The organism is Pseudomonas peli, from assembly GCF_050563605.1.
Taxonomy (GTDB): Bacteria; Pseudomonadota; Gammaproteobacteria; order Pseudomonadales; family Pseudomonadaceae; genus Aquipseudomonas; species Aquipseudomonas peli_A.
The window spans coordinates 152,197-170,509 of sequence record NZ_JBNXUH010000001.1 but is presented as its reverse complement, the minus strand read 5'-3'; the positions used below and the strand labels follow the sequence as shown (position 1 = coordinate 170,509).

Here is an 18,313-nt window from a genome sequence, read left to right as displayed (position 1 = left end):
TTGGGCCGGGATCAGGACGCCCTGACCACGTCGCCGCTGATCAGATCACGGATCAGGCTGGGGTTCTTGCGTCCGCCCAAAGCCCCACCAAGCACAGCATCCAACTGGCCGGGGAAGTACTGCTCGACACGCAAACGACTGCGCGCAGACGGGCGACCTGCCGGATTGGCCGAAGTCGACACCAGCGGCCCGGTCAGGCGACAGAGCGCACGCACCTGCGGATGATCACTGACGCGCAGGGCCACACTGCTGTGCTGACCGCTGATCCACTCGGGCAAACGGTTCTGGTGCGGCACCAGCCAAGTGTTGGGTCCCGGCCAGCTGCCGGCCAAGCGTGCCAGCCAGATGTCCGGCAGGTCTTCGAGAAGAAAATCGAACTGCTCGATATCTGCAGCCACCAGAATCAGCCCCTTGTGCACCGGGCGATCCTTCAGCGCCAGCAAGCGCTCCACCGCCTCGTCATGCCAGGGATCACAACCCAGCCCCCATACCGCTTCGGTCGGATAGGCAATCACTCCGCCATTGCGCACCACCCGTGCGGCTTGCTGTATCTGCCAGTTGCTGACCATTCACTGCTCTCCACTAAGGCCTGACGGGCAGTGTATCCAAGCTAAAGCGCGCGGCCCACCCAGCGGCCGTTTTCACAGGCCACCTGGCCGTCCAGCTCCAATTCAGTCAGCGCCGCCAGCACCTCGGCCAGCGGTAAGCCACTGGCCACCACCAACGCTTCGCTGCTATGCGGCGCAGCATGCAACAGGGCCAGTAATGGGTGACTGGGCGGCTCTGGCCTGCGCGCGGCGTTGGTGGGTGGCTGCGCCTGCCAGCCGCGCAAGGCCTGGAGAATGTCTTCGATACTTTCCACCAGCGTCGCCCCTTCGCGGATCAACTGATGGCAGCCGCGCGCGCCGGGATGATGGATCGAACCGGGAATCGCATAGACCTCACGTCCCTGTTCGGCTGCCAGACGTGCAGTGATCAGCGAGCCGCTGGACGGGCTGGCTTCCACCACCAGCACGCCAACTGATAGACCGCTGATGATGCGATTACGCCGGGGAAAGTTGCTCGCCTGAGGCGGGCAATCCAGCGGTAACTCAGAAACAAGCGCGCCTCCCTGAGCGACAATCGTCGCCGCCAACTGCTTATGCCGCGCCGGATACAGGCACTGCAAACCCGTACCAAGCACAGCGACCGTCTTGCCGCCGGCATCCAGTGCGCCCTGATGAGCCGCGCCATCGATGCCCAAAGCCAAGCCACTAGTAATCACAAAGCCGCCACCGGCCAGGCTGCGAGCAAAGCTCTGCGCAGTATCCAAACCTGGCCGCGATGCGCGCCGACTGCCGACCATGGCCAGTTGCGGCTGCTCCAGCAGCGCGGGGTCACCCTCAATAAACAGCAGCGGCGGCGCATCCGCCAACTCGGCCAGCAACCCTGGATAAATCACGTCATCCCACATCAGCAGATGATGTGTATCGGCGTCCAGCCAAGCCAGGCTTTGCGCGGCGCGTTCACGTACCTCGACGCTGCGCCGCGCGTCACTGCACGCCTGCGGTAAACCCAGAGAACGCCAGGCACTGGCCGGCGCGCTGAGCGCAGCAGAAGCATTGTCGAAAGCACTGAGAAGTTTGCGAAAGCGCCGAGGGCCCAACTCCGGCAAGCAATGCAGGCGCAGACGGGCTTCCAGCTCAGCGGGAGAAATAGCAGGGGAAATAGCAGAAGGTTGCGACATGCGGATCATCCTTGATCGGTCGCGCCGCACGGGCGGCAGGAAATTCAGACGGGAATAAAAAAGCCCCGCATTTGCGGGGCTTTTCGGTGTTACGGGTTACGCACTTTGTCCATCAGTTCAAGCGAGCGAGAAGCCCCAAGCACCAGGCCATAGCTAAGTTTGTCGTAGGTGCGGAATACCATCAACAAACCGGAACGCTCGTCCGGAATCTTCACCGATTCGCCGGTTACGCGGTCGCGCACGGTTTCACCGGTTTTGTAGATCGCCAGCACGTTGCCTTCGCTGAGGCCATCACGGGCACCTTTGTTGATCGTCACCACATCAAACTGACCAACTTGGGTCACACCGCGCGGCACATCAAGGATCACACCGTTGATCTCGCCAGCCGGTTCACTCGGCATAAAGGACGAGTTGATCGCACGCTCTTCGGTGGGGAACAGGCGATCACCGAGACGTACTTCCTGAGTCGAGCGGCTCAGCAACATAGTGCCGACATCGCCTTCCTCGGCAACGATCTCACCCGAGCCGATATCATCGGCGTTGATCCCAAGGAATTCTTGAGTGTCCGGGTCGGTGTAGGTTTTACCCTGACGGAAGATACCGTAAGCCGGCGCCGACTCATCAAAGGCACCACGGGCATACACACGATCACCAGCACCGCTAACAACGCGCTCGGCATTACCGGCAACGATATAAGGCGCGCCTTGGAACTGCTCTGGGGTATCGACGATGCGGTTGCTCAGCAGAAAGCTGTTAATCGCCTCAAGCGGAATCGCCGGAATGGCTTCGGCCATAGGCGTGCTACGCACCTGTGGCGACAGCTTGATGGTGCCGCGCGACTCGCCGCGGTTAAGCATCAGACGTGGCTGACCATCGATGTACACCAGGCTGAGTTGGTCACCTGGGTAGATCAGATGGGGGTTTTCCACCTGTGGATTGGCGTGCCAGATTTCTGGCCACTTCCACGGCTGGCTGAGAAATTTGCCGGAGATATCCCAGAGGGTATCGCCCTTGACCACGGTATAACGGTCTGGGTGACCGTCCTTGAGTTGCACTTCGGCCTGGGCCAAGCCACTTGCCGCAAGCAGCAGCAGGGCGAGTAGTGATTTCCTCATGCGGTGAATCCCTTTATTATGTGTCTTCACGTGGAGCGCCCTAGCGCCGCGACAAAACCCAGTCGTGCTGCGGCGTGAAGCCGTTTTTCAATGCTGCTCATCATCTTAGCAGCGGATTTTGACTTTATTCCACAAGTGCATCACAAACGCATATGGCGATCCTGAATATCCTCGAATTTCCCGATCCGCGCCTGCGCACCATCGCCAAGCCGGTGGACGTAGTCGATGACGCCTTGCGTCAGCTGATCGATGACATGTTTGAAACCATGTACGACGCACCGGGCATCGGCCTGGCCGCGACGCAGGTCAACGTGCACAAGCGTCTGGTGGTGATGGATCTGTCCGAAGACAAGTCCGAACCACGGGTGTTTATCAACCCCGAGTTCGAGCCGCTGACTGATGAAATGGATCAGTACCAGGAAGGCTGCCTGTCGGTGCCGGGCTTCTACGAAAACGTCGACCGCCCGCAGAAGGTCAAGATCAAGGCGCTGGACCGCGATGGCCAGCACTATGAGCTGATCGCCGAGGGCCTGCTTGCCGTGTGCATCCAGCATGAGTGCGACCACCTCAACGGCAAGCTGTTTGTTGATTACCTGTCTAATCTCAAACGCGACCGCATCAAGAAGAAGCTGGAAAAGCAACATCGCCAGCAGGCTTGAGCCACACCTTTCAAAGGCTTGCTGCGGCAAGCCTTTTTCTTTAGCGAGCACCCATGACTGAAGCACTGCGTATTGTCTTTGCCGGCACCCCGGAATTCGCCGCCGAGCACCTCAAGGCCTTGCTCGACACGCCACACCAGATCATTGCCGTCTACAGCCAGCCAGATCGCCCAGCCGGCCGTGGGCAGAAGCTCACGCCGAGCCCGGTCAAGCAGCTCGCCCTGCAGCACGATATTCCGGTGTACCAGCCGCAGACCCTGCGCGACCCCGCAGCCCAAGCCGAGCTGGCGGCACTCAAGCCCGATCTGATGGTGGTGGTGGCTTACGGCCTGATCCTGCCGCAAGTGGTGCTGGATACGCCGCGCCTGGGCTGCATCAACAGTCACGCGTCCTTGCTGCCGCGTTGGCGTGGTGCCGCGCCAATTCAGCGTGCGGTCGAAGCCGGTGATGCTGAATCCGGGGTAACGGTGATGCAGATGGAAGCCGGCCTGGATACTGGGCCGATGTTGCTCAAGGTCAGCACGCCAATTTCTAGCGAAGATACCGGTGGCAGCCTGCACGACCGCCTGGCCACACTCGGCCCACAGGCCGTGATCGCCGCCATCAGCGGCCTGGCCGCCGGCAACCTGGTTGGCGAAGTGCAGGACGACAGCCTGGCCACCTACGCGCACAAACTGAACAAGGATGAAGCGCGCCTGGACTGGAGCCGCCCGGCCATTGAGCTGGAACGCCTGGTACGCGCCTTTCACCCCTGGCCGATCTGCCATAGCACGCTAGGCGGCGAGGCATTGAAAGTACACGCGGCAGAGCTGGGCGATGGCAGTGGCGCCCCAGGCACTATTCTCGCCGCCGATAAATCCGGTCTGACTGTGGCCTGCGGCGAAGGCGCGCTGCGCTTGACGCGTCTGCAGTTGCCCGGCGGCAAGGCACTGAATTTCAGTGATCTGTACAACAGCCGCCGCGAGCAGTTCGCCGTTGGCCTGGTACTCGGAGCATGAACCCACGTCTCGCCGCCGCCCGCGCTCTGGCCAGCGTGCTGGCCGGCAAGGCGTCGCTGGGTAGCAGCCTGCCGCCGTTGCTGGACAAGGTCGAACAACGCGACCGTGGCCTGGCTCAAGATCTGGCCTTTGGCACCGCGCGCTGGCAGCCACGCCTGGCATTGATCGCCGAGAAGCTGCTGCAAAAACCCTTCAAAGCCGCCGACCGCGATGTCGAGGCGCTGCTGCTGATTGGTCTTTATCAACTGTTCTACACACGTATTCCGGCCCACGCCGCCATTGGCGAAACCGTGGCCTGTGTCGACAAGCTGAAGAAGCCTTCGCTCAAGGGCCTGCTCAATGCCGTGCTGCGCAATGCCCAGCGCGAGCATGAGTCGCTGCTGACCGAGCTGGATCGCGATCCGGTGTTACATACCGCTCACCCGCGCTGGCTGCAAAAAGCCCTTAAAGCCCAGTGGCCGGATCAATGGGAGGTCATCTGCGCGGCCAACAACGCCCACCCGCCGCTGATTCTGCGGATCAACCGCCGCCTCGGCAGTCGCGATGACTACCTGGTGGAACTGCGCCGCGTAGGCTTTGAGGCGGAGCCTTGCACCTTTAGCCGTGACGGCATTCGCCTGCTGCAGGCCTGCGATGTCACCACCCTGCCGGGTTTTGCCGAAGGCCGCGTCAGCGTGCAGGACGAAGCGGCGCAACTGGCGGCCGAACTGCTCGATCTGGCCCCAGGCCAGCGCGTGCTGGACGCCTGCGCCGCACCGGGCGGCAAGACCTGCCACTTGCTGGAAGCCGAGCCCGCACTGGCCGGCGTTGTGGCGGTGGATCTGGAAGAAAAACGCCTGATGCGCGTACGCGAGAACCTCAAGCGCCTGGGCCTGGAGGCCGAGCTAATCGCCGCAGATGGCCGTGATCTGGCCGCCTGGTGGGACGGCAAGCCGTTCCAGCGCATTCTGCTCGACGCGCCCTGCTCGGCCACCGGGGTGATCCGCCGTCACCCGGATATCAAACTGACCCGCCAGGCCGATGACATCCCCGCGCTGGCCAAGCTGCAGGGCGAGCTGCTGGATAGCCTGTGGCAGGCCCTGGAGGTCGGCGGCATCCTGCTCTACGCCACCTGCTCGGTAATGCCGGCGGAGAACAGCGAGAATATCGCCGCCTTCCTGGCGCGCACCCCGGGCGCCCGTGAGCTGGATATTGCCGGCGCCTTCGGCCATAAAACCGCCCACGGTCGCCAGCTATTCCCGCAAGTAGACGGCCACGATGGCTTCTACTATGCCAAGCTGATGAAAATCGCTGCCGCTCCGCGCGGCTGAGGAACAGACTGCATGAAGATCATCATTCTCGGTGCAGGCCAGGTTGGCGGCACCCTGGCGGAACACCTGGCCAGCGAAGCCAACGACATCACCGTGGTCGACACCGACGGCGAACGCCTGCGTGACCTCGGCGACCGCCTGGATATCCGCACCGTACAGGGCCGTGGCTCATTCCCAACGGTGCTGCGTCAGGCCGGCGCAGACGATGCCGATATGCTGGTGGCGGTGACCAACAGCGATGAAATCAACATGATCGCCTGCCAGGTCGCCTACAGCCTGTTCCACACCCCGACCAAGATTGCCCGGGTGCGTGAAGCGGCTTACCTGACCCGCAGCGGCCTGTTCAGCAACGAATCGATCCCGGTCGACGTACTGATCAGCCCCGAGCAGGTGGTGACCAACTACATCAAGCGCCTGATCGAATACCCCGGTGCCCTGCAGGTAATCGACTTCGCCGAAGGTAAGGCCCAGCTGGTGGCGGTCAAGGCTTACTACGGCGGCCCACTGGTCGGCCAGCAGTTGCGTCAGTTGCGCGAGCACATGCCGAATGTCGACACCCGGGTGGCGGCGATCTTCCGCCGTAATCGGGCGATCATGCCGCAAGGCGACACCGTGATCGAAGCCGATGACGAAGTGTTCTTTATCGCCGCCAAGGCGCATATCCGCGCGGTGATGAGCGAAATGCGCCGCATGGAAGACAGCTACAAGAAGGTGGTGATCGCTGGCGGCGGGCATATCGGCGAACGCCTGGCCGAGGCCATCGAAAGCCGCTATCAGGTAAAGATCATCGAGATGAACCCGGCGCGCTGCCGCTACCTCTCGGAAACCCTCGACAGCACCATCGTGCTGCAGGGCAGCGCCTCGGACCGTGACCTGCTGGTGGAAGAGAATATCAGCGACGCCGATATCTTCCTGGCCCTAACCAACGACGACGAGGCCAATATCATGTCGTCCTTGCTGGCCAAGCGCCTCGGCGCGCGCAAGGTGATGACCATCATCAACAACCCGGCCTACGTCGACCTGGTGCAGGGCGGCGAAATCGACATCGCCATCAGCCCGCAGATGGCCACCATCGGCACCCTGCTGACCCACGTGCGCCGTGGCGATATCGAAAGCGTACACAGCCTGCGCCGCGGTGCCGCCGAAGCCATCGAAGCGATTGCCCATGGTGACGCCAAATCGAGCAAGGTGGTCGGCCGCGCCATCGCCGATATTGACCTGCCGCCGGGCACTACCATCGGCGCGATCATCCGCAACGAAGAGGTGTTGATCGCCCATGACAACACGGTGATCGAGACGGGCGACCATGTGATCCTGTTCCTGGTCGACAAAAAGTACATCCGCGATGCCGAGCGCCTGTTCCAGGTCGGTCTCACCTTCTTCTAGGAATCACCGATGAGCACTGAAGCCCTGGAAAAAATGCTGGCCAAGGGAATGGACAACGCCCTGCTGCGTTTTGGCCTGGGCAAGGGCTACCTGGATGCGGCTGAGTTCGCCAGGGCGGCGGAGCATTTACAGCGCTGCGTTGAGTTCGATGCGCAGTATTCAGCCGCCTGGAAGCTGCTCGGCCAGGCGCTGAATAAGCAGGGGCTCAGCGCCGAGGCACGGGCGGCCTGGACGCAAGGCTTGCGGGCGGCAGAAGAGAAGGGTGACAAACAGGCGGGCAAGGAAATCAGCGTGTTTCTTAAGCGTCTGGACAAGCTCGCTCAGTAATCTAAGTAAGCTCGCCCGGGCTACTCTTCGGTCTGCACAAAGCGCAGGCCAACGCCCAGAGCTTCGACGCGTACCACTTCGAGCGTGAGAATCGGCGCTTCCATCGGCAAACCCTGCACCTGGCCCTGCACCTGCTCACCCATGCTGAGCATATTCTGCGCCTGGTCCATCAGCACATAGACGCCGCATTCGGAAATATCCCGGGTGGTGACCAGCAGCTCGCCGTGCACCGGATGGTCGATACGCAGGCGTACCTTGAGGGGTGTGCGGACATTCTTTCGACTATTGCTCATGCGCCGTCCGTCAGAGTGAGTTTCCCCAGCCTAGTCGAGAGCAGGCTCAGCCTGCAACTCGGCCCGCGTCAATACCACTTGGCCTCGCCAGCAGGACGCTTCTTGAAGCGCTTCATGCTCCACATGTACTGGCTCGGGTAAGTACGCACATACCGCTCGATAACGGTGCTCATCGCCGCAACGGCGGTTGGCGTATCGGTGCTGTACATGTCTTCCGGCGCAGCTTCGAGGATGACCTTGAAGCCCGAGCCATCCGGCAGACGCAACGCATGCAGAAACACTCCGCAGGCCTTGCCGCCGCTCAACATGCCGGCAACAAACTTGCTGGTCAGCGCCTCAGTGCCGAGAAAGGGCACGAATACCCCGGAAGACAAGCTCGGCTCAGGATCAGCCGGAATACCTACCGCACCGCCTTTGCGCACTTCCTTGATCACGCTGAGGATGCCTTCCTTGGTCGACGGCGCAACGCGGTTACCCAGCTGTACACGCTGCTGGCGCAGCAGGTCGTCAACGGCTTTCAGCTTGGGCGGGCGATAGAAGATGATCGGTTTGCACTGCGCGCAATAGAAGTGGTTAAGCACTTCCCAGTTGCCCAGATGGCTGGTGATGCCGACCACGCCTTTGCCGCTGGCCAGGGCGTCCTTGAGCACATCCAGGCCTTCGACCTCACGCACCAGGCCGATGGATTTCTGCGCCGGCCAGATCCACGCACAGGCGCTTTCGGTCAGGGTTCTGCCGATATCCATCAGCGATTGGCCCAGCAGACGCTGGTGCGCGGCCTCATCCAGCTCGGGAAAGCACTTGCGCAGGTTGATGCTGGCAACTTCGCGTGAGCTGTTCGGCAGCTTCCACATCAACCAGCCAATCGCAGCACCCACGCCCTGTACGGCGCGCCACGGCAGCAAGGCAAACAAACGCAGAAAGCCCACCACCAGGGCACCTTTGAGCTTTTCCACAGGCAACTCCAGCCGATCAAAAGGCGCTTATTGTAACCACCCGGGCTAGCGAGTGGTCAGTTGCGCGTAGCGGTCACAATCAACGGTGTGATCCATGACCATGCCGGTGGCCTGCATATAGGCGTAGCAAATGGTCGGGCCGACAAAGGTAAAGCCGGCCTTTTTCAGCGCCTTGCTCATCGCCTCGGCCTCGGCGGTAACCGCCGGCACCTGGCCGCGCTCGCTGAAGTGATTGATCTTCGGCATGCCGCCAACAAACGACCAGAGCAGCGTCACCGGGTCTTCCAGCTTGAGCCAGGCCTGGGCGTTCTTGCGTACGGCCTTAAGCTTGAGGCGATTACGAATGATGCCAGGGTCCTGCATCAGGGTTTCTTCGATGTACTCGTCGGTAAGTGCAGCCAGGCGCTGCACATCGAAGCCGAATAGCACCTCGCGGTAACGCTCGCGCTTCTTCAGCACGGTGATCCACGACAGGCCGGCCTGAAAGGCTTCGAGCAGCAGCAACTCGAACAGCACCTTGGGGTCGCGTTGCGGCACGCCCCATTCCTGGTCGTGGTAGGTGATATACAGCGGGTCGTCGGAGCACCAAGAGCAGCGTGGCATGCGGGTTTTCCTGAGCTTCGGTATACTCGCGGACTTTCTGAAGCCGCCAAAGTACGGGTGAAATTTGTGAGCCAGACTACGCCTGCCGTGCGCACCTTCCAAGACTTGATCCTCGCCCTGCAACAGTACTGGGCCGAGCAGGGCTGTGTGGTGTTGCAGCCCTACGATATGGAAGTTGGCGCGGGCACCTTCCACACCGCCACGTTTCTCCGTGCCATCGGCCCAGAGACCTGGAACGCCGCCTACGTGCAGCCTTCCCGTCGTCCGGCTGACGGCCGCTACGGCGAGAACCCCAACCGCCTGCAGCACTACTACCAGTTCCAGGTGGTACTCAAGCCGAACCCGGAAAACTTCCAGGAGCTGTACTTAGGCTCGCTGAAAGCCATCGGTATTGATCCGCTGGTGCACGACATCCGCTTCGTCGAAGACAACTGGGAATCGCCGACCCTCGGCGCCTGGGGTCTGGGCTGGGAAATCTGGCTGAACGGCATGGAAGTCACCCAGTTCACCTACTTCCAGCAAGTCGGCGGCATCGAGTGCTACCCGGTAACCGGCGAGATCACCTACGGCCTGGAACGCCTGGCCATGTACCTGCAGGGCGTCGATTCGGTGTACGACCTGGTGTGGACCGACGGCCAGTTCGGCAAGGTCACTTATGGCGACGTGTTCCACCAGAACGAGGTGGAGCAGTCGACCTACAACTTCGAGCACGCCAACGTCGAGAAACTCTTCGAGCTGTTCGATTTCTATGAAAGCGAAGCCAACCGCCTGATCGAGCTGGAGCTGCCGCTGCCAACCTACGAGATGGTGCTCAAGGCCTCGCACACCTTCAACCTGCTGGATGCGCGCCGGGCCATCTCGGTGACTGCACGCCAGCAATACATCCTGCGTGTGCGCGCCCTAGCCCGTTCGGTGGCGCAGAGCTACCTGCAAGCGCGGCGCAAACTCGGCTTCCCGCTCGCCGCACCCGACCTGCGTGATGAAGTACTAGCCAAGCTGGAGGCAGCAGAATGAGTGCTCGTGATTTCCTGGTAGAGCTGGGCACCGAAGAACTGCCACCCAAAGCCCTGAAAACCCTCGGTGAGGCCTTCCTCGCCGGTATCGAGAAAGGCCTCAAAAGCGCCGGCCTGAACTATGGCCACGTGCGCTATTACGCTGCGCCACGGCGTCTGGCCGTGCTAATCGAGCAGCTTGAAGAGCAGCAAGCCGATCGCACCCAGAACCTCGATGGCCCGCCCGTCCAGGCGGCGTTCGACAAAGATGGCAACCCAACTCAAGCAGCGCTGGGCTTCGCCAAGAAGTGCGGGGTTGAGCTCAGCCAGATCGACCAGAGTGGCCCCAAGCTCAAGTTCAGCCAGAGCATCCCAGGCCAGGCTGCTGCTGGCCTGCTGCCCGCTATTGTCGAAACCTCGCTGAACGAGCTGCCGATTCCCAAGCGCATGCGCTGGGGCGCACGCAAGACCGAATTCGTGCGTCCGAGCCAGTGGCTGGTGATGCTGTTCGGTGATGAAGTAATCGACTGCGAAATCCTCGCCCAGCAAGCCGGCCGCGTATCCCGTGGCCACCGCTTCCACGCCAACCACGAAGTGCGCATCAGCGCGCCGGCCAACTACGCCGAAGACCTGCGCAGCGCCTATGTGATTGCCGACTTCGCCGAGCGCCGCGCGCAGATCATCGCCCGGGTCAATGAACTGGCTGCAGCAGAGCAGGGCAGCGCCATAGTGCCGCCCGCGTTGCTGGATGAAGTCAGCGCCCTGGTCGAATGGCCAGTGCCGCTGGTCTGCTCCTTCGAGGAACGCTTCCTCGAGGTGCCGCAGGAAGCGCTGATCACCACCATGCAGGACAACCAGAAGTACTTCTGCCTGCTCGATGGCAACGGCAAGCTGCTGCCGCGCTTTATCACCGTGGCCAACGTCGAGAGCAAGGACCCGGCGCAGATCATTTCCGGCAACGAGAAGGTGGTGCGTCCACGCCTGACTGACGCCGAGTTCTTCTTCAAGCAGGACAAGAAGCAGAAGCTGGAAAGCTTCAACCAGCGCCTGGCCAACGTGGTGTTCCAGGCCCAGCTGGGCTCGGTCTACGACAAGGCCCAGCGCGTCTCCGCCCTGGCCGGTTTTATCGCCCAGCGCATCGGTGGCGACGCCACCCGCGCCGCGCGTGCCGGCATCCTCTGCAAGTGCGACCTGGCCAGCGAGATGGTCGGCGAGTTCCCGGAAATGCAGGGCATCGCCGGCTACTACTACGCCAAGCACGACGGCGAAGCCGAAGACGTCGCCCTGGCGCTGAACGAGCAGTACATGCCGCGCGGCGCCGGCGCCGAGCTGCCAAGCACGCTCACCGGTGCTGCCGTGGCTCTGGCCGACAAGCTGGATACCCTGGTCGGCATCTTCGGCATCGGCATGCTGCCCACCGGCAGCAAGGACCCCTACGCCCTGCGTCGCGCTGCCCTCGGCGTGCTGCGCATCCTGATTGAGAAGCAGCTGGATCTGGACCTGGTTGAAGCCGTCGGCTTCGCCATCGGCCAGTTCGGCGACAAGATCAAGGCCGATGGCCTGGCCCCTCAGGTGCAGGACTTTATCTTCGACCGTCTGCGCGCCCGTTATGAGGACGAAGGTGTCGAAGTGGCCGTGTACCAGGCCGTGCGTGCGGTCAGCCCAACCTCGCCGCTGGACTTCGATCAGCGCGTGCAGGCCGTGCAAGCCTTCCGTGCATTGCCGCAGGCGGCCGCTCTGGCTGCAGCGAACAAGCGCGTGTCCAACCTGCTGAGCAAGGCCGAAGGCCAGGTCGCGGCGAGCGTCGAAGCGCATCATTTTGACAACCCCAGCGAGTTCGCCCTCAACGCCGCCATCCAGCAGGCCGAGCATGCGGTGCAGCCGCTGGCCGCAGGCCGTCAGTACAACCTGGCGCTGAGCCAGCTAGCCAACCTGCGTGAGCCGGTAGACGCCTTCTTCGAGGCCGTACTGGTCAACGCCGAAGACCCTGCCGTGCGGGCCAACCGCTATGCGCTGCTGGCCAAGCTGCGTGGCCTGTTCCTCGGCGTGGCTGATATCTCGGTACTCGGCTAACACCAACCGAGAGTCCGGTGGGCTGCGCGCAGCCCATCATCACCTTTACCGGCTGGCGGCCATCACCGCCGGCCGGTTACGGATTACCGCATGAAACTGCTGATTCTCGACCGCGACGGCGTCATCAATTACGACTCCGACGCCTATATCAAAAACCTCGACGAGTGGCTTCCGCTGCCCGGTGCCATTGAAGCCATCGCGCGCCTGTCGCAAGCCGGCTGGACGGTCGCCGTGGCCACCAATCAGTCCGGGGTCGCCCGCGGCTATTACGACCTGGCCACGCTGGAAGCTATGCACGCGCGCCTGCGTGAACTGGTGGCGGCGCAGGGCGGTGAGCTGGGCCTGATCGTGCACTGCATCCACGGCCCGGATGAGGGCTGCGCCTGCCGCAAACCGAAACCCGGCATGCTCAAGCAGATTGCTGCGTACTATGGCGTAGCACTTAAGGGCGTGTGGTTTGTCGGAGACAGCAGCGGTGACCTGACAGCGGCCGGCGCCGTCGATTGTCAGCCTGTTTTGGTAAAGACCGGCAAGGGCGAACGCACCCTGGCGAAAGGATTGCCAGCGGGCACCCTGGTATTCGATGATCTGGCGGCGGTTGCCGATCAGCTTCTCCACTTATAAAGCAGGCGCTGCCTGCGACGGTAAAAGCTCCCATGTCGACAGTGCAGACCCTCAGAACCTTCCTCTTCTACCTGCTGCTGGCTTCCACCTCCTTCTTCTGGTGCACCCTCAGCGTCTTCGTCGCGCCCTTTCTGCCGTTTCGTGCACGCTACCGCTTTGTCGTGCAGAACTGGTGCCGCTGCGCCACCTGGTTGGCCAAGGTGGTGGTCGGCATCAACTACGAGATCAAGGGCCTGGAGAATATCCCCGATAAGCCCTGCGTGATCCTCGCCAAACACCAGAGCACCTGGGAAACCTTCTTCCTTTGCGGCTATTTCGAGCCGCTCAGCCAGGTGGTCAAGCGCGAGCTGCTGTATGTGCCGTTCTTCGGCTGGGCGATGGCCATGCTCAAGCCCATCGCAATTGACCGCAGCAACCCCAAGGCAGCGCTCAAGCAGCTGGCCAAACTCGGCCACAAACGCCTGGGGCAGGGCGCCTGGGTACTGGTATTCCCGGAAGGCACGCGCATTCCGCCAGGCCAGATCGGCAAATTCAGCCGTGGCGGCGCCTCCCTGGCAGTGAATGCCAACCTGCCGGTGCTGCCGATTGCCCACAACGCCGGTGAGTTCTGGCCCAAACAGGGCTGGCGCAAGACCCCTGGCACCGTTCAGGTGATTATCGGCCCGCCAATGTATGCCGAAGGCACAGGCCCACGCGCGATCGCCGAACTGAACGACCGTGCCTTTGCCTGGGTCAGCCAGGCGCAACGCGATATCGGCTCGCTGGATGCGCAAAGCCAGCCGCTGGAGACCCAAGCGCCGGCCTGAGCAATTGTGGATAAGCTGTGCACCGAATAGCGTCAAAGTGCTATTACGCGTCGCAAGCAATTGATTTAACGATAATTAACGCCTGAAACGGAATATCAGGCGATGGGGGATAAGTTTCCCCCATAACGCCTAGGCAGCTGCCAACCAGCAAATCCGGGTGTTTGCGCACAGTCTTATCAGTCTGCGCGCCAGGCAAAGCGGCTAAGCTGGATCGACGTGCCCAAGCAGCGAAAAGGAATTCTTCGCCATGCTCTCCATTTACCAGCTCAAGCCGGCTTTTCAGAACCTCCTGCGCCCGGGGGTCAAGCGCCTCTACGACAGAGGCGTGACGGCCAATCAGGTCACCCTGTTCGCCGCCGTAGTTTCCGTGCTGCTCGGCACCCTGCTGCTGGCCTTGCCCCAGCACACCTGGCTGTTCGCCCTGATCCCGCTGTGGATGATTCTGCGCATGGCGCTGAATGCCGTCGACGGCATGCTCGCCCGCGAGTTCGGCCAACAATCGCGGCTCGGCGCCTACCTCAATGAACTCAGCGACCTGATCGCCGACAGCGCGCTGTTTCTGCCCTTCGCCCTGCTCCCCGGGGTTTCGCCGATGCTGGTCGTGCTAGTGGTGCTGCTGGCCCTGATCAGCGAATACGCCGGCGTACTCGGACCTATGGTCGGTGCCTCGCGGCGTTACGACGGGCCCATGGGCAAAAGCGACCGCGCCTTCTGCTTCGGTGTGCTGGGAGCCGGCGTGGCCTGCGGGTTGCTGCCTGCCGCCTGGCTCAACGGCCTGCTCGCGGTGATTCTCGCCCTGTTGCTCTACACCCTCTATAACCGCGTACGCCAGGGCCTGGCCGAAGCGGCGCAGCCCACTGACTCGAAATAAGGATGTCTCGATGCGCGAAGCCCAAGAATTCAGCTTTACCACCCATGACGGCGTAGAGCTGTTCTACCGCCACTGGCCAGCCAGTAACCCTGACACGGCCGCGCCAAAGCGCGCAGTGGTGATGTTCCACCGCGGCCACGAACACGGCGGGCGCATGGCCCATCTGGTCGATGAACTGCAGATGGCGGATTTCGACTTTTTCGCCTGGGACGCGCGCGGCCATGGCCTGTCGCCAGGCGAGCGCGGCGACAGCCCGAGCTTCGCCACCAGCGTGCGCGATGTGCAGACCTTTATCGATCATATCGTCAGCCACCACGGCCTGGCGGTGGAGGATATTGCCGTACTGGCGCAAAGCGTCGGCGCGGTGGTGGTCGCCACCTGGGCGCACGACTATGCGCCGAAGATCCGCGCCCTGGTGCTCGCCTCGCCGGCGTTCAAGGTCAAACTCTACGTGCCCTTTGCCCGCCCAGGCCTCAAGTTGATGCGCGCGCTGCGCGGCAACTTCTTCGTCAACAGCTATGTGAAGGCCAAGTACCTCAGCCATGACCCGGAGCGGATTGCCTCCTTCAATAGCGACCCGCTGATCGCCCGGCCAATCTCGGTGAATATGCTGCTGGGCCTGTATGACGCCGCCGAGCGCGTGGTCGCCGATGCTCAGGCGATCCAGATTCCCACTCAGTTACTGATCTCCGGCGCCGACTTCGTGGTGCACCGCAAACCCCAGCAGCAGTTCTTCGAACGCCTGGGCAGCCTGCGCAAGGAGATGCACATCCTTCCCGGCTTCTTCCACGACACCCTCGGCGAACGCGACCGCAGCCACGCCCTGAAACGCGCCCAGCGCTTTCTGCTGCGCTGTTTTGAAGAGCCGGTAACGCGCCCTTCCTTGCTTGATGCCGACCGCCTGGGCGTGACCTGCGCCGAATCGGAAAGCCTCGCCGCACCGCTGCCGCATAACTCCCTGGGCGACCTTTACTGGCGCGCCACCCGGGCCAGTCTGCGGCTCGGCAGCAGCCTGGCCGACGGGGTGAAACTGGGTTTCGACACCGGCTTCGACTCCGGCAGCACCCTGGATTACGTCTACCGCAATCAGCCTAGCGGCAAGTCGCCTATCGGCCGGCTGATCGATCAGAACTACCTCAACTCCATCGGCTGGCGCGGCATTCGCCAACGCAAGCTGCACGCCGAAGAGCTGCTGCGCCTGGCCATGGGCAAGCTGCGCGAGCAGGGCCGTGGCGTGCGCATCGTCGATATCGCCGCCGGCCATGGCCGCTACATCCTCGAAGCCCTGGAAGGCATGGAGCAGAAGCCGGACTCGATCCTGTTGCGCGATTACAGCGATATCAACGTGCGCGACGGCGGCGCACTGATCGAACAGAAGGGCCTGAGCGACATCGCCCGCTTCGTCAAAGGTGATGCCTTCGACCGCGCCGATCTCGCCGCGCTTGAGCCTAAACCGACTCTGGCGGTGGTCTCCGGTTTGTATGAGCTGTTCGGCAGCAACCAGATGGTTGGCGACTCGCTCGCCGGGCTGGCGGCAGCCGTCGAGGAGGGTGGTTATCTGGTGTACACCGGACAACCCTGGCACCCACAGCTGGAACTGATCGCCCGCGCCCTGACCAGCCACCGCGGCGGCGAAGCCTGGGTGATGCGCCGACGTAACCAGGCAGAGATGGATCAGCTGGTCGAGGCCGCAGGCTTTCGCAAGATCACCCAGCGCATCGACGAGTGGGGCATCTTCAGCGTCTCCCTGGCGCAGCGGGTGTCCTGATGGCGGAAGTTAGCCTTAGCCGCGAAGCAGGGTTATGGAAGCGCGGCGTGCTCTGGTTGCTGCTCTTGGCGCCGCTGTTCTTCGCCAGCTACAGCTTCGCCAACTGGCTGAGTGCGCAACGCGACGACGTCGGCACTCTGGTATTTGCCTGGGAAAGCCAGATGCCGCTATGGCCGTGGACTATCGTGCCTTACTGGTCAATTGACCTGCTTTATGGGTTGTCCTTTCTGCTGCCGGCCACGCGACGGGAAATGGATCGCCATGGCCTGCGCCTGCTTAGCGTGCAAGTGCTGTGCATTGCCTGCTTTCTGCTCTGGCCGCTGCGCTTTACCTTCGAGCGGCCCGAACTGGATGGCCTGTTCGGCGGCATGTTCGATGTGCTGATGGGCTTCGACAAACCCTTTAACCAGGCGCCATCCCTGCACATCGCCCTGCTGGTGGTGATCTGGGTGATGTTCGCCCGGCATACCCATGGCCTGTGGCTGCGCGGACTGCTGCACGGCTGGATGGCCCTGATCGGCGTATCGGTGCTGACCACCTGGCAGCATCACTTTATCGATGTGCCCACCGGGATACTGGCCGGCTGGCTGTGCGTCTGGCTGTGGCCGCTGCAAGGCCGTAGCCCACTGCTGGCCTGGCAGCTGAGCCGCGAGCCACAACGGCTGCGCCTGGCGCTGCGCTACAGCCTGGGTGCGGCGCTGCTCAGCGCCCTGGCGGTGAATATCGGTGGTGCCTGGCTATGGCTGCTCTGGCCGGCGTTCTCCTTACTGCTGGTGGCGCTCAACTACCTGTTGTTCGGCGCCGCGGGTTTTCAGAAGGCGGCTGATGGTCGACTGAGCAGCGCCGCGACCTGGTTGCTCGCGCCCTACCTGGCCGCCGCCTGGCTCAATTCACGGCTCTGGACTCGGGCGCACCCGCACGCTGATGAGGTCGAACCGGGTATTTGGCTGGGGCGCATTCCGGCGCCAGGGCAGGCCGAGCAGTTCCAGGCCCAGCTCGATCTGTGCGCCGAGCTTCCGGCCAGAACACAAGCCAAGACCTATCGCTCACTGCAGCTGCTCGACCTCTGTGCGCCCAGCCCAGCCGAGTGCCTGGAAGCCGCGCAAGCCATTGAGGCGCTGCGCAGCCACGGCAACCTGCTGGTCTATTGCGCCCTGGGCTATTCACGCAGCGCCACGGCGGTAGCGGCCTGGTTACTGCACAGCGGGCGCTGCAAGGATGTAGCCGAAGCGCTGGCACATCTGCGCCGGGCGCGACCTCAGGTGGTCTTGAGCGACGCTCATCAACAAGCGCTTCAGGGCATGCTGGAACTCAGCAATAGCTGCATGCCTGCGGGGGCTGCCCATGGCTACTGAAATGCGGCTGTTCACCGTGGCCTGTCTGCTGCGCCGGGGCAGGGCGCTGGATCAGCTGTCCAGCGCGCTCAGCCTGCTTGCCCTGCTGATCGGTCTAGCACCGCTGCTCGGCATCAAAGCACAGCCACTGACGGCGTTGTTCTGCGCGCTGCTGCTGATACTGGGTCTGGGGCAGAAATACTGGGCGCTGCGTGTGGCCTTGGATGCCGAACTGTTCCAGCAACTTGCCAGTCGGACAGATCAGTTAGCCGCACACACCGTCGATCTCGACCAGACCCTGGCCCAGCTCAAGCTGCAACCAGCTAACACGCCTGCGCGCAGCTGGGAGGAACGCAGCCTCGGTGCGTTGCGCCTATTGCGCCAGCAAGTGCTCTGGCTACTGGCGCAACTGCTGTTAGCCGTGTTGATCGTGCTGGGCCTGCCCTGGCTTGCAATCACTGGATAAGGAGTC

19 protein-coding genes are annotated in these 18,313 nt (G+C 62.6%); 13 read left to right on the top strand and 6 right to left on the bottom strand.

What is annotated here, in order from left to right; genetic code table 11:
* Positions 1–11 precede the first annotated feature (11 nt).
* From ACQ4LH_RS00810 to ACQ4LH_RS00800, 3 genes are all read right to left on the bottom strand, one after another.
* Positions 12–569: an L-threonylcarbamoyladenylate synthase gene (locus tag ACQ4LH_RS00810; protein ID WP_430695412.1), complete on the bottom strand. Its 558-nt coding sequence runs from the start codon at positions 567–569 to the stop codon at positions 12–14.
* Positions 570–610: 41 nt separating this feature from the next.
* Positions 611–1,726 (bottom strand): DNA-processing protein DprA, encoded by a 1,116-nt coding sequence (gene dprA / locus ACQ4LH_RS00805; protein ID WP_430695411.1) that lies wholly within the window; start codon positions 1,724–1,726, stop codon positions 611–613.
* An 89-nt stretch (positions 1,727–1,815) separates the two neighbouring features.
* Complete coding sequence (locus ACQ4LH_RS00800; protein ID WP_430695410.1) at positions 1,816–2,841, bottom strand: LysM peptidoglycan-binding domain-containing protein; 1,026 nt, start codon at positions 2,839–2,841, stop codon at positions 1,816–1,818.
* Between the two features lie 152 nt (positions 2,842–2,993).
* On the opposite strand from ACQ4LH_RS00800, the gene def reads away from it, so the two are divergent.
* The 5 genes from def to ACQ4LH_RS00775 are packed head-to-tail and all read left to right on the top strand — an operon-like array spanning position 2,994 to position 7,521.
* Positions 2,994–3,500, top strand: a complete 507-nt coding sequence (def, locus tag ACQ4LH_RS00795; RefSeq protein WP_430695409.1) for a peptide deformylase — start codon at positions 2,994–2,996, stop codon at positions 3,498–3,500.
* A gap of 53 nt (positions 3,501–3,553) precedes the next feature.
* Positions 3,554–4,498 carry a methionyl-tRNA formyltransferase gene (gene fmt, locus ACQ4LH_RS00790; RefSeq protein ID WP_430695407.1) on the top strand — a complete coding sequence of 315 codons (945 nt, stop codon included), beginning with the start codon at positions 3,554–3,556 and terminating at the stop codon, positions 4,496–4,498.
* Positions 4,495–5,808, top strand: coding sequence for a 16S rRNA (cytosine(967)-C(5))-methyltransferase RsmB (gene rsmB, locus ACQ4LH_RS00785; RefSeq protein ID WP_430695406.1), 1,314 nt, complete (start codon positions 4,495–4,497; stop codon positions 5,806–5,808). The genes fmt and rsmB overlap by 4 nt, the downstream gene beginning before the upstream one ends.
* A gap of 12 nt (positions 5,809–5,820) precedes the next feature.
* Positions 5,821–7,194 (top strand): Trk system potassium transporter TrkA, encoded by a 1,374-nt coding sequence (trkA, locus tag ACQ4LH_RS00780; RefSeq protein WP_304865021.1) that lies wholly within the window; start codon positions 5,821–5,823, stop codon positions 7,192–7,194.
* Between the two features lie 9 nt (positions 7,195–7,203).
* A complete protein-coding gene (locus ACQ4LH_RS00775; RefSeq protein WP_304865019.1) occupies positions 7,204–7,521 on the top strand; it encodes a hypothetical protein in 318 nt (105 codons plus the stop codon).
* Between the two features lie 20 nt (positions 7,522–7,541).
* Here the strand turns inward: ACQ4LH_RS00775 and ACQ4LH_RS00770 are convergent, their stop codons facing one another.
* The 3 genes from ACQ4LH_RS00770 to ACQ4LH_RS00760 all read right to left on the bottom strand — a co-directional run bounded on the left by ACQ4LH_RS00770 (position 7,542) and on the right by ACQ4LH_RS00760 (position 9,373).
* The gene (locus tag ACQ4LH_RS00770; RefSeq protein WP_275960014.1) at positions 7,542–7,814 is read right to left on the bottom strand and encodes a PilZ domain-containing protein; all 273 of its coding nucleotides are present in this window, start codon (positions 7,812–7,814) and stop codon (positions 7,542–7,544) included.
* Positions 7,815–7,882: 68 nt separating this feature from the next.
* Positions 7,883–8,770: a lysophospholipid acyltransferase gene (locus tag ACQ4LH_RS00765; RefSeq protein WP_430695404.1), complete on the bottom strand. Its 888-nt coding sequence runs from the start codon at positions 8,768–8,770 to the stop codon at positions 7,883–7,885.
* 45 nt (positions 8,771–8,815) lie between these two features.
* On the bottom strand, positions 8,816–9,373 hold the full coding sequence (locus tag ACQ4LH_RS00760) for a DNA-3-methyladenine glycosylase I (protein ID WP_430695402.1): 558 nt from the start codon (positions 9,371–9,373) through the stop codon (positions 8,816–8,818).
* A gap of 66 nt (positions 9,374–9,439) precedes the next feature.
* On the opposite strand from ACQ4LH_RS00760, the gene glyQ reads away from it, so the two are divergent.
* The 8 genes from glyQ (at position 9,440) to ACQ4LH_RS00720 (ending at position 18,307) form a co-directional block, all read left to right on the top strand.
* Positions 9,440–10,387 (top strand): glycine--tRNA ligase subunit alpha, encoded by a 948-nt coding sequence (glyQ, locus tag ACQ4LH_RS00755; RefSeq protein ID WP_170050290.1) that lies wholly within the window; start codon positions 9,440–9,442, stop codon positions 10,385–10,387.
* Positions 10,384–12,438 (top strand): glycine--tRNA ligase subunit beta, encoded by a 2,055-nt coding sequence (gene glyS, locus ACQ4LH_RS00750; protein ID WP_430695400.1) that lies wholly within the window; start codon positions 10,384–10,386, stop codon positions 12,436–12,438. The genes glyQ and glyS overlap by 4 nt, the downstream gene beginning before the upstream one ends.
* A 90-nt stretch (positions 12,439–12,528) precedes the next feature.
* Entirely contained in the window at positions 12,529–13,062 is a 534-nt protein-coding gene (gene gmhB, locus ACQ4LH_RS00745; RefSeq protein ID WP_430695399.1) for a D-glycero-beta-D-manno-heptose 1,7-bisphosphate 7-phosphatase, read from the top strand.
* A gap of 32 nt (positions 13,063–13,094) precedes the next feature.
* Positions 13,095–13,868, top strand: a complete 774-nt coding sequence (locus ACQ4LH_RS00740) for a lysophospholipid acyltransferase family protein (RefSeq protein WP_430695398.1) — start codon at positions 13,095–13,097, stop codon at positions 13,866–13,868.
* A 247-nt stretch (positions 13,869–14,115) separates the two neighbouring features.
* Positions 14,116–14,739, top strand: coding sequence for a CDP-alcohol phosphatidyltransferase family protein (locus ACQ4LH_RS00735; protein WP_430695397.1), 624 nt, complete (start codon positions 14,116–14,118; stop codon positions 14,737–14,739).
* A gap of 10 nt (positions 14,740–14,749) precedes the next feature.
* Positions 14,750–16,507 carry a bifunctional alpha/beta hydrolase/class I SAM-dependent methyltransferase gene (locus ACQ4LH_RS00730; protein WP_430695396.1) on the top strand — a complete coding sequence of 586 codons (1,758 nt, stop codon included), beginning with the start codon at positions 14,750–14,752 and terminating at the stop codon, positions 16,505–16,507.
* On the top strand, positions 16,507–17,862 hold the full coding sequence (locus tag ACQ4LH_RS00725) for a phosphatase PAP2/dual specificity phosphatase family protein (protein WP_430695395.1): 1,356 nt from the start codon (positions 16,507–16,509) through the stop codon (positions 17,860–17,862). Before ACQ4LH_RS00730 ends, ACQ4LH_RS00725 begins: the two co-directional genes overlap by 1 nt.
* Positions 17,852–18,307 carry a hypothetical protein gene (locus ACQ4LH_RS00720; protein ID WP_430695394.1) on the top strand — a complete coding sequence of 152 codons (456 nt, stop codon included), beginning with the start codon at positions 17,852–17,854 and terminating at the stop codon, positions 18,305–18,307. The genes ACQ4LH_RS00725 and ACQ4LH_RS00720 overlap by 11 nt, the downstream gene beginning before the upstream one ends.
* Positions 18,308–18,313 lie beyond the last annotated feature (6 nt).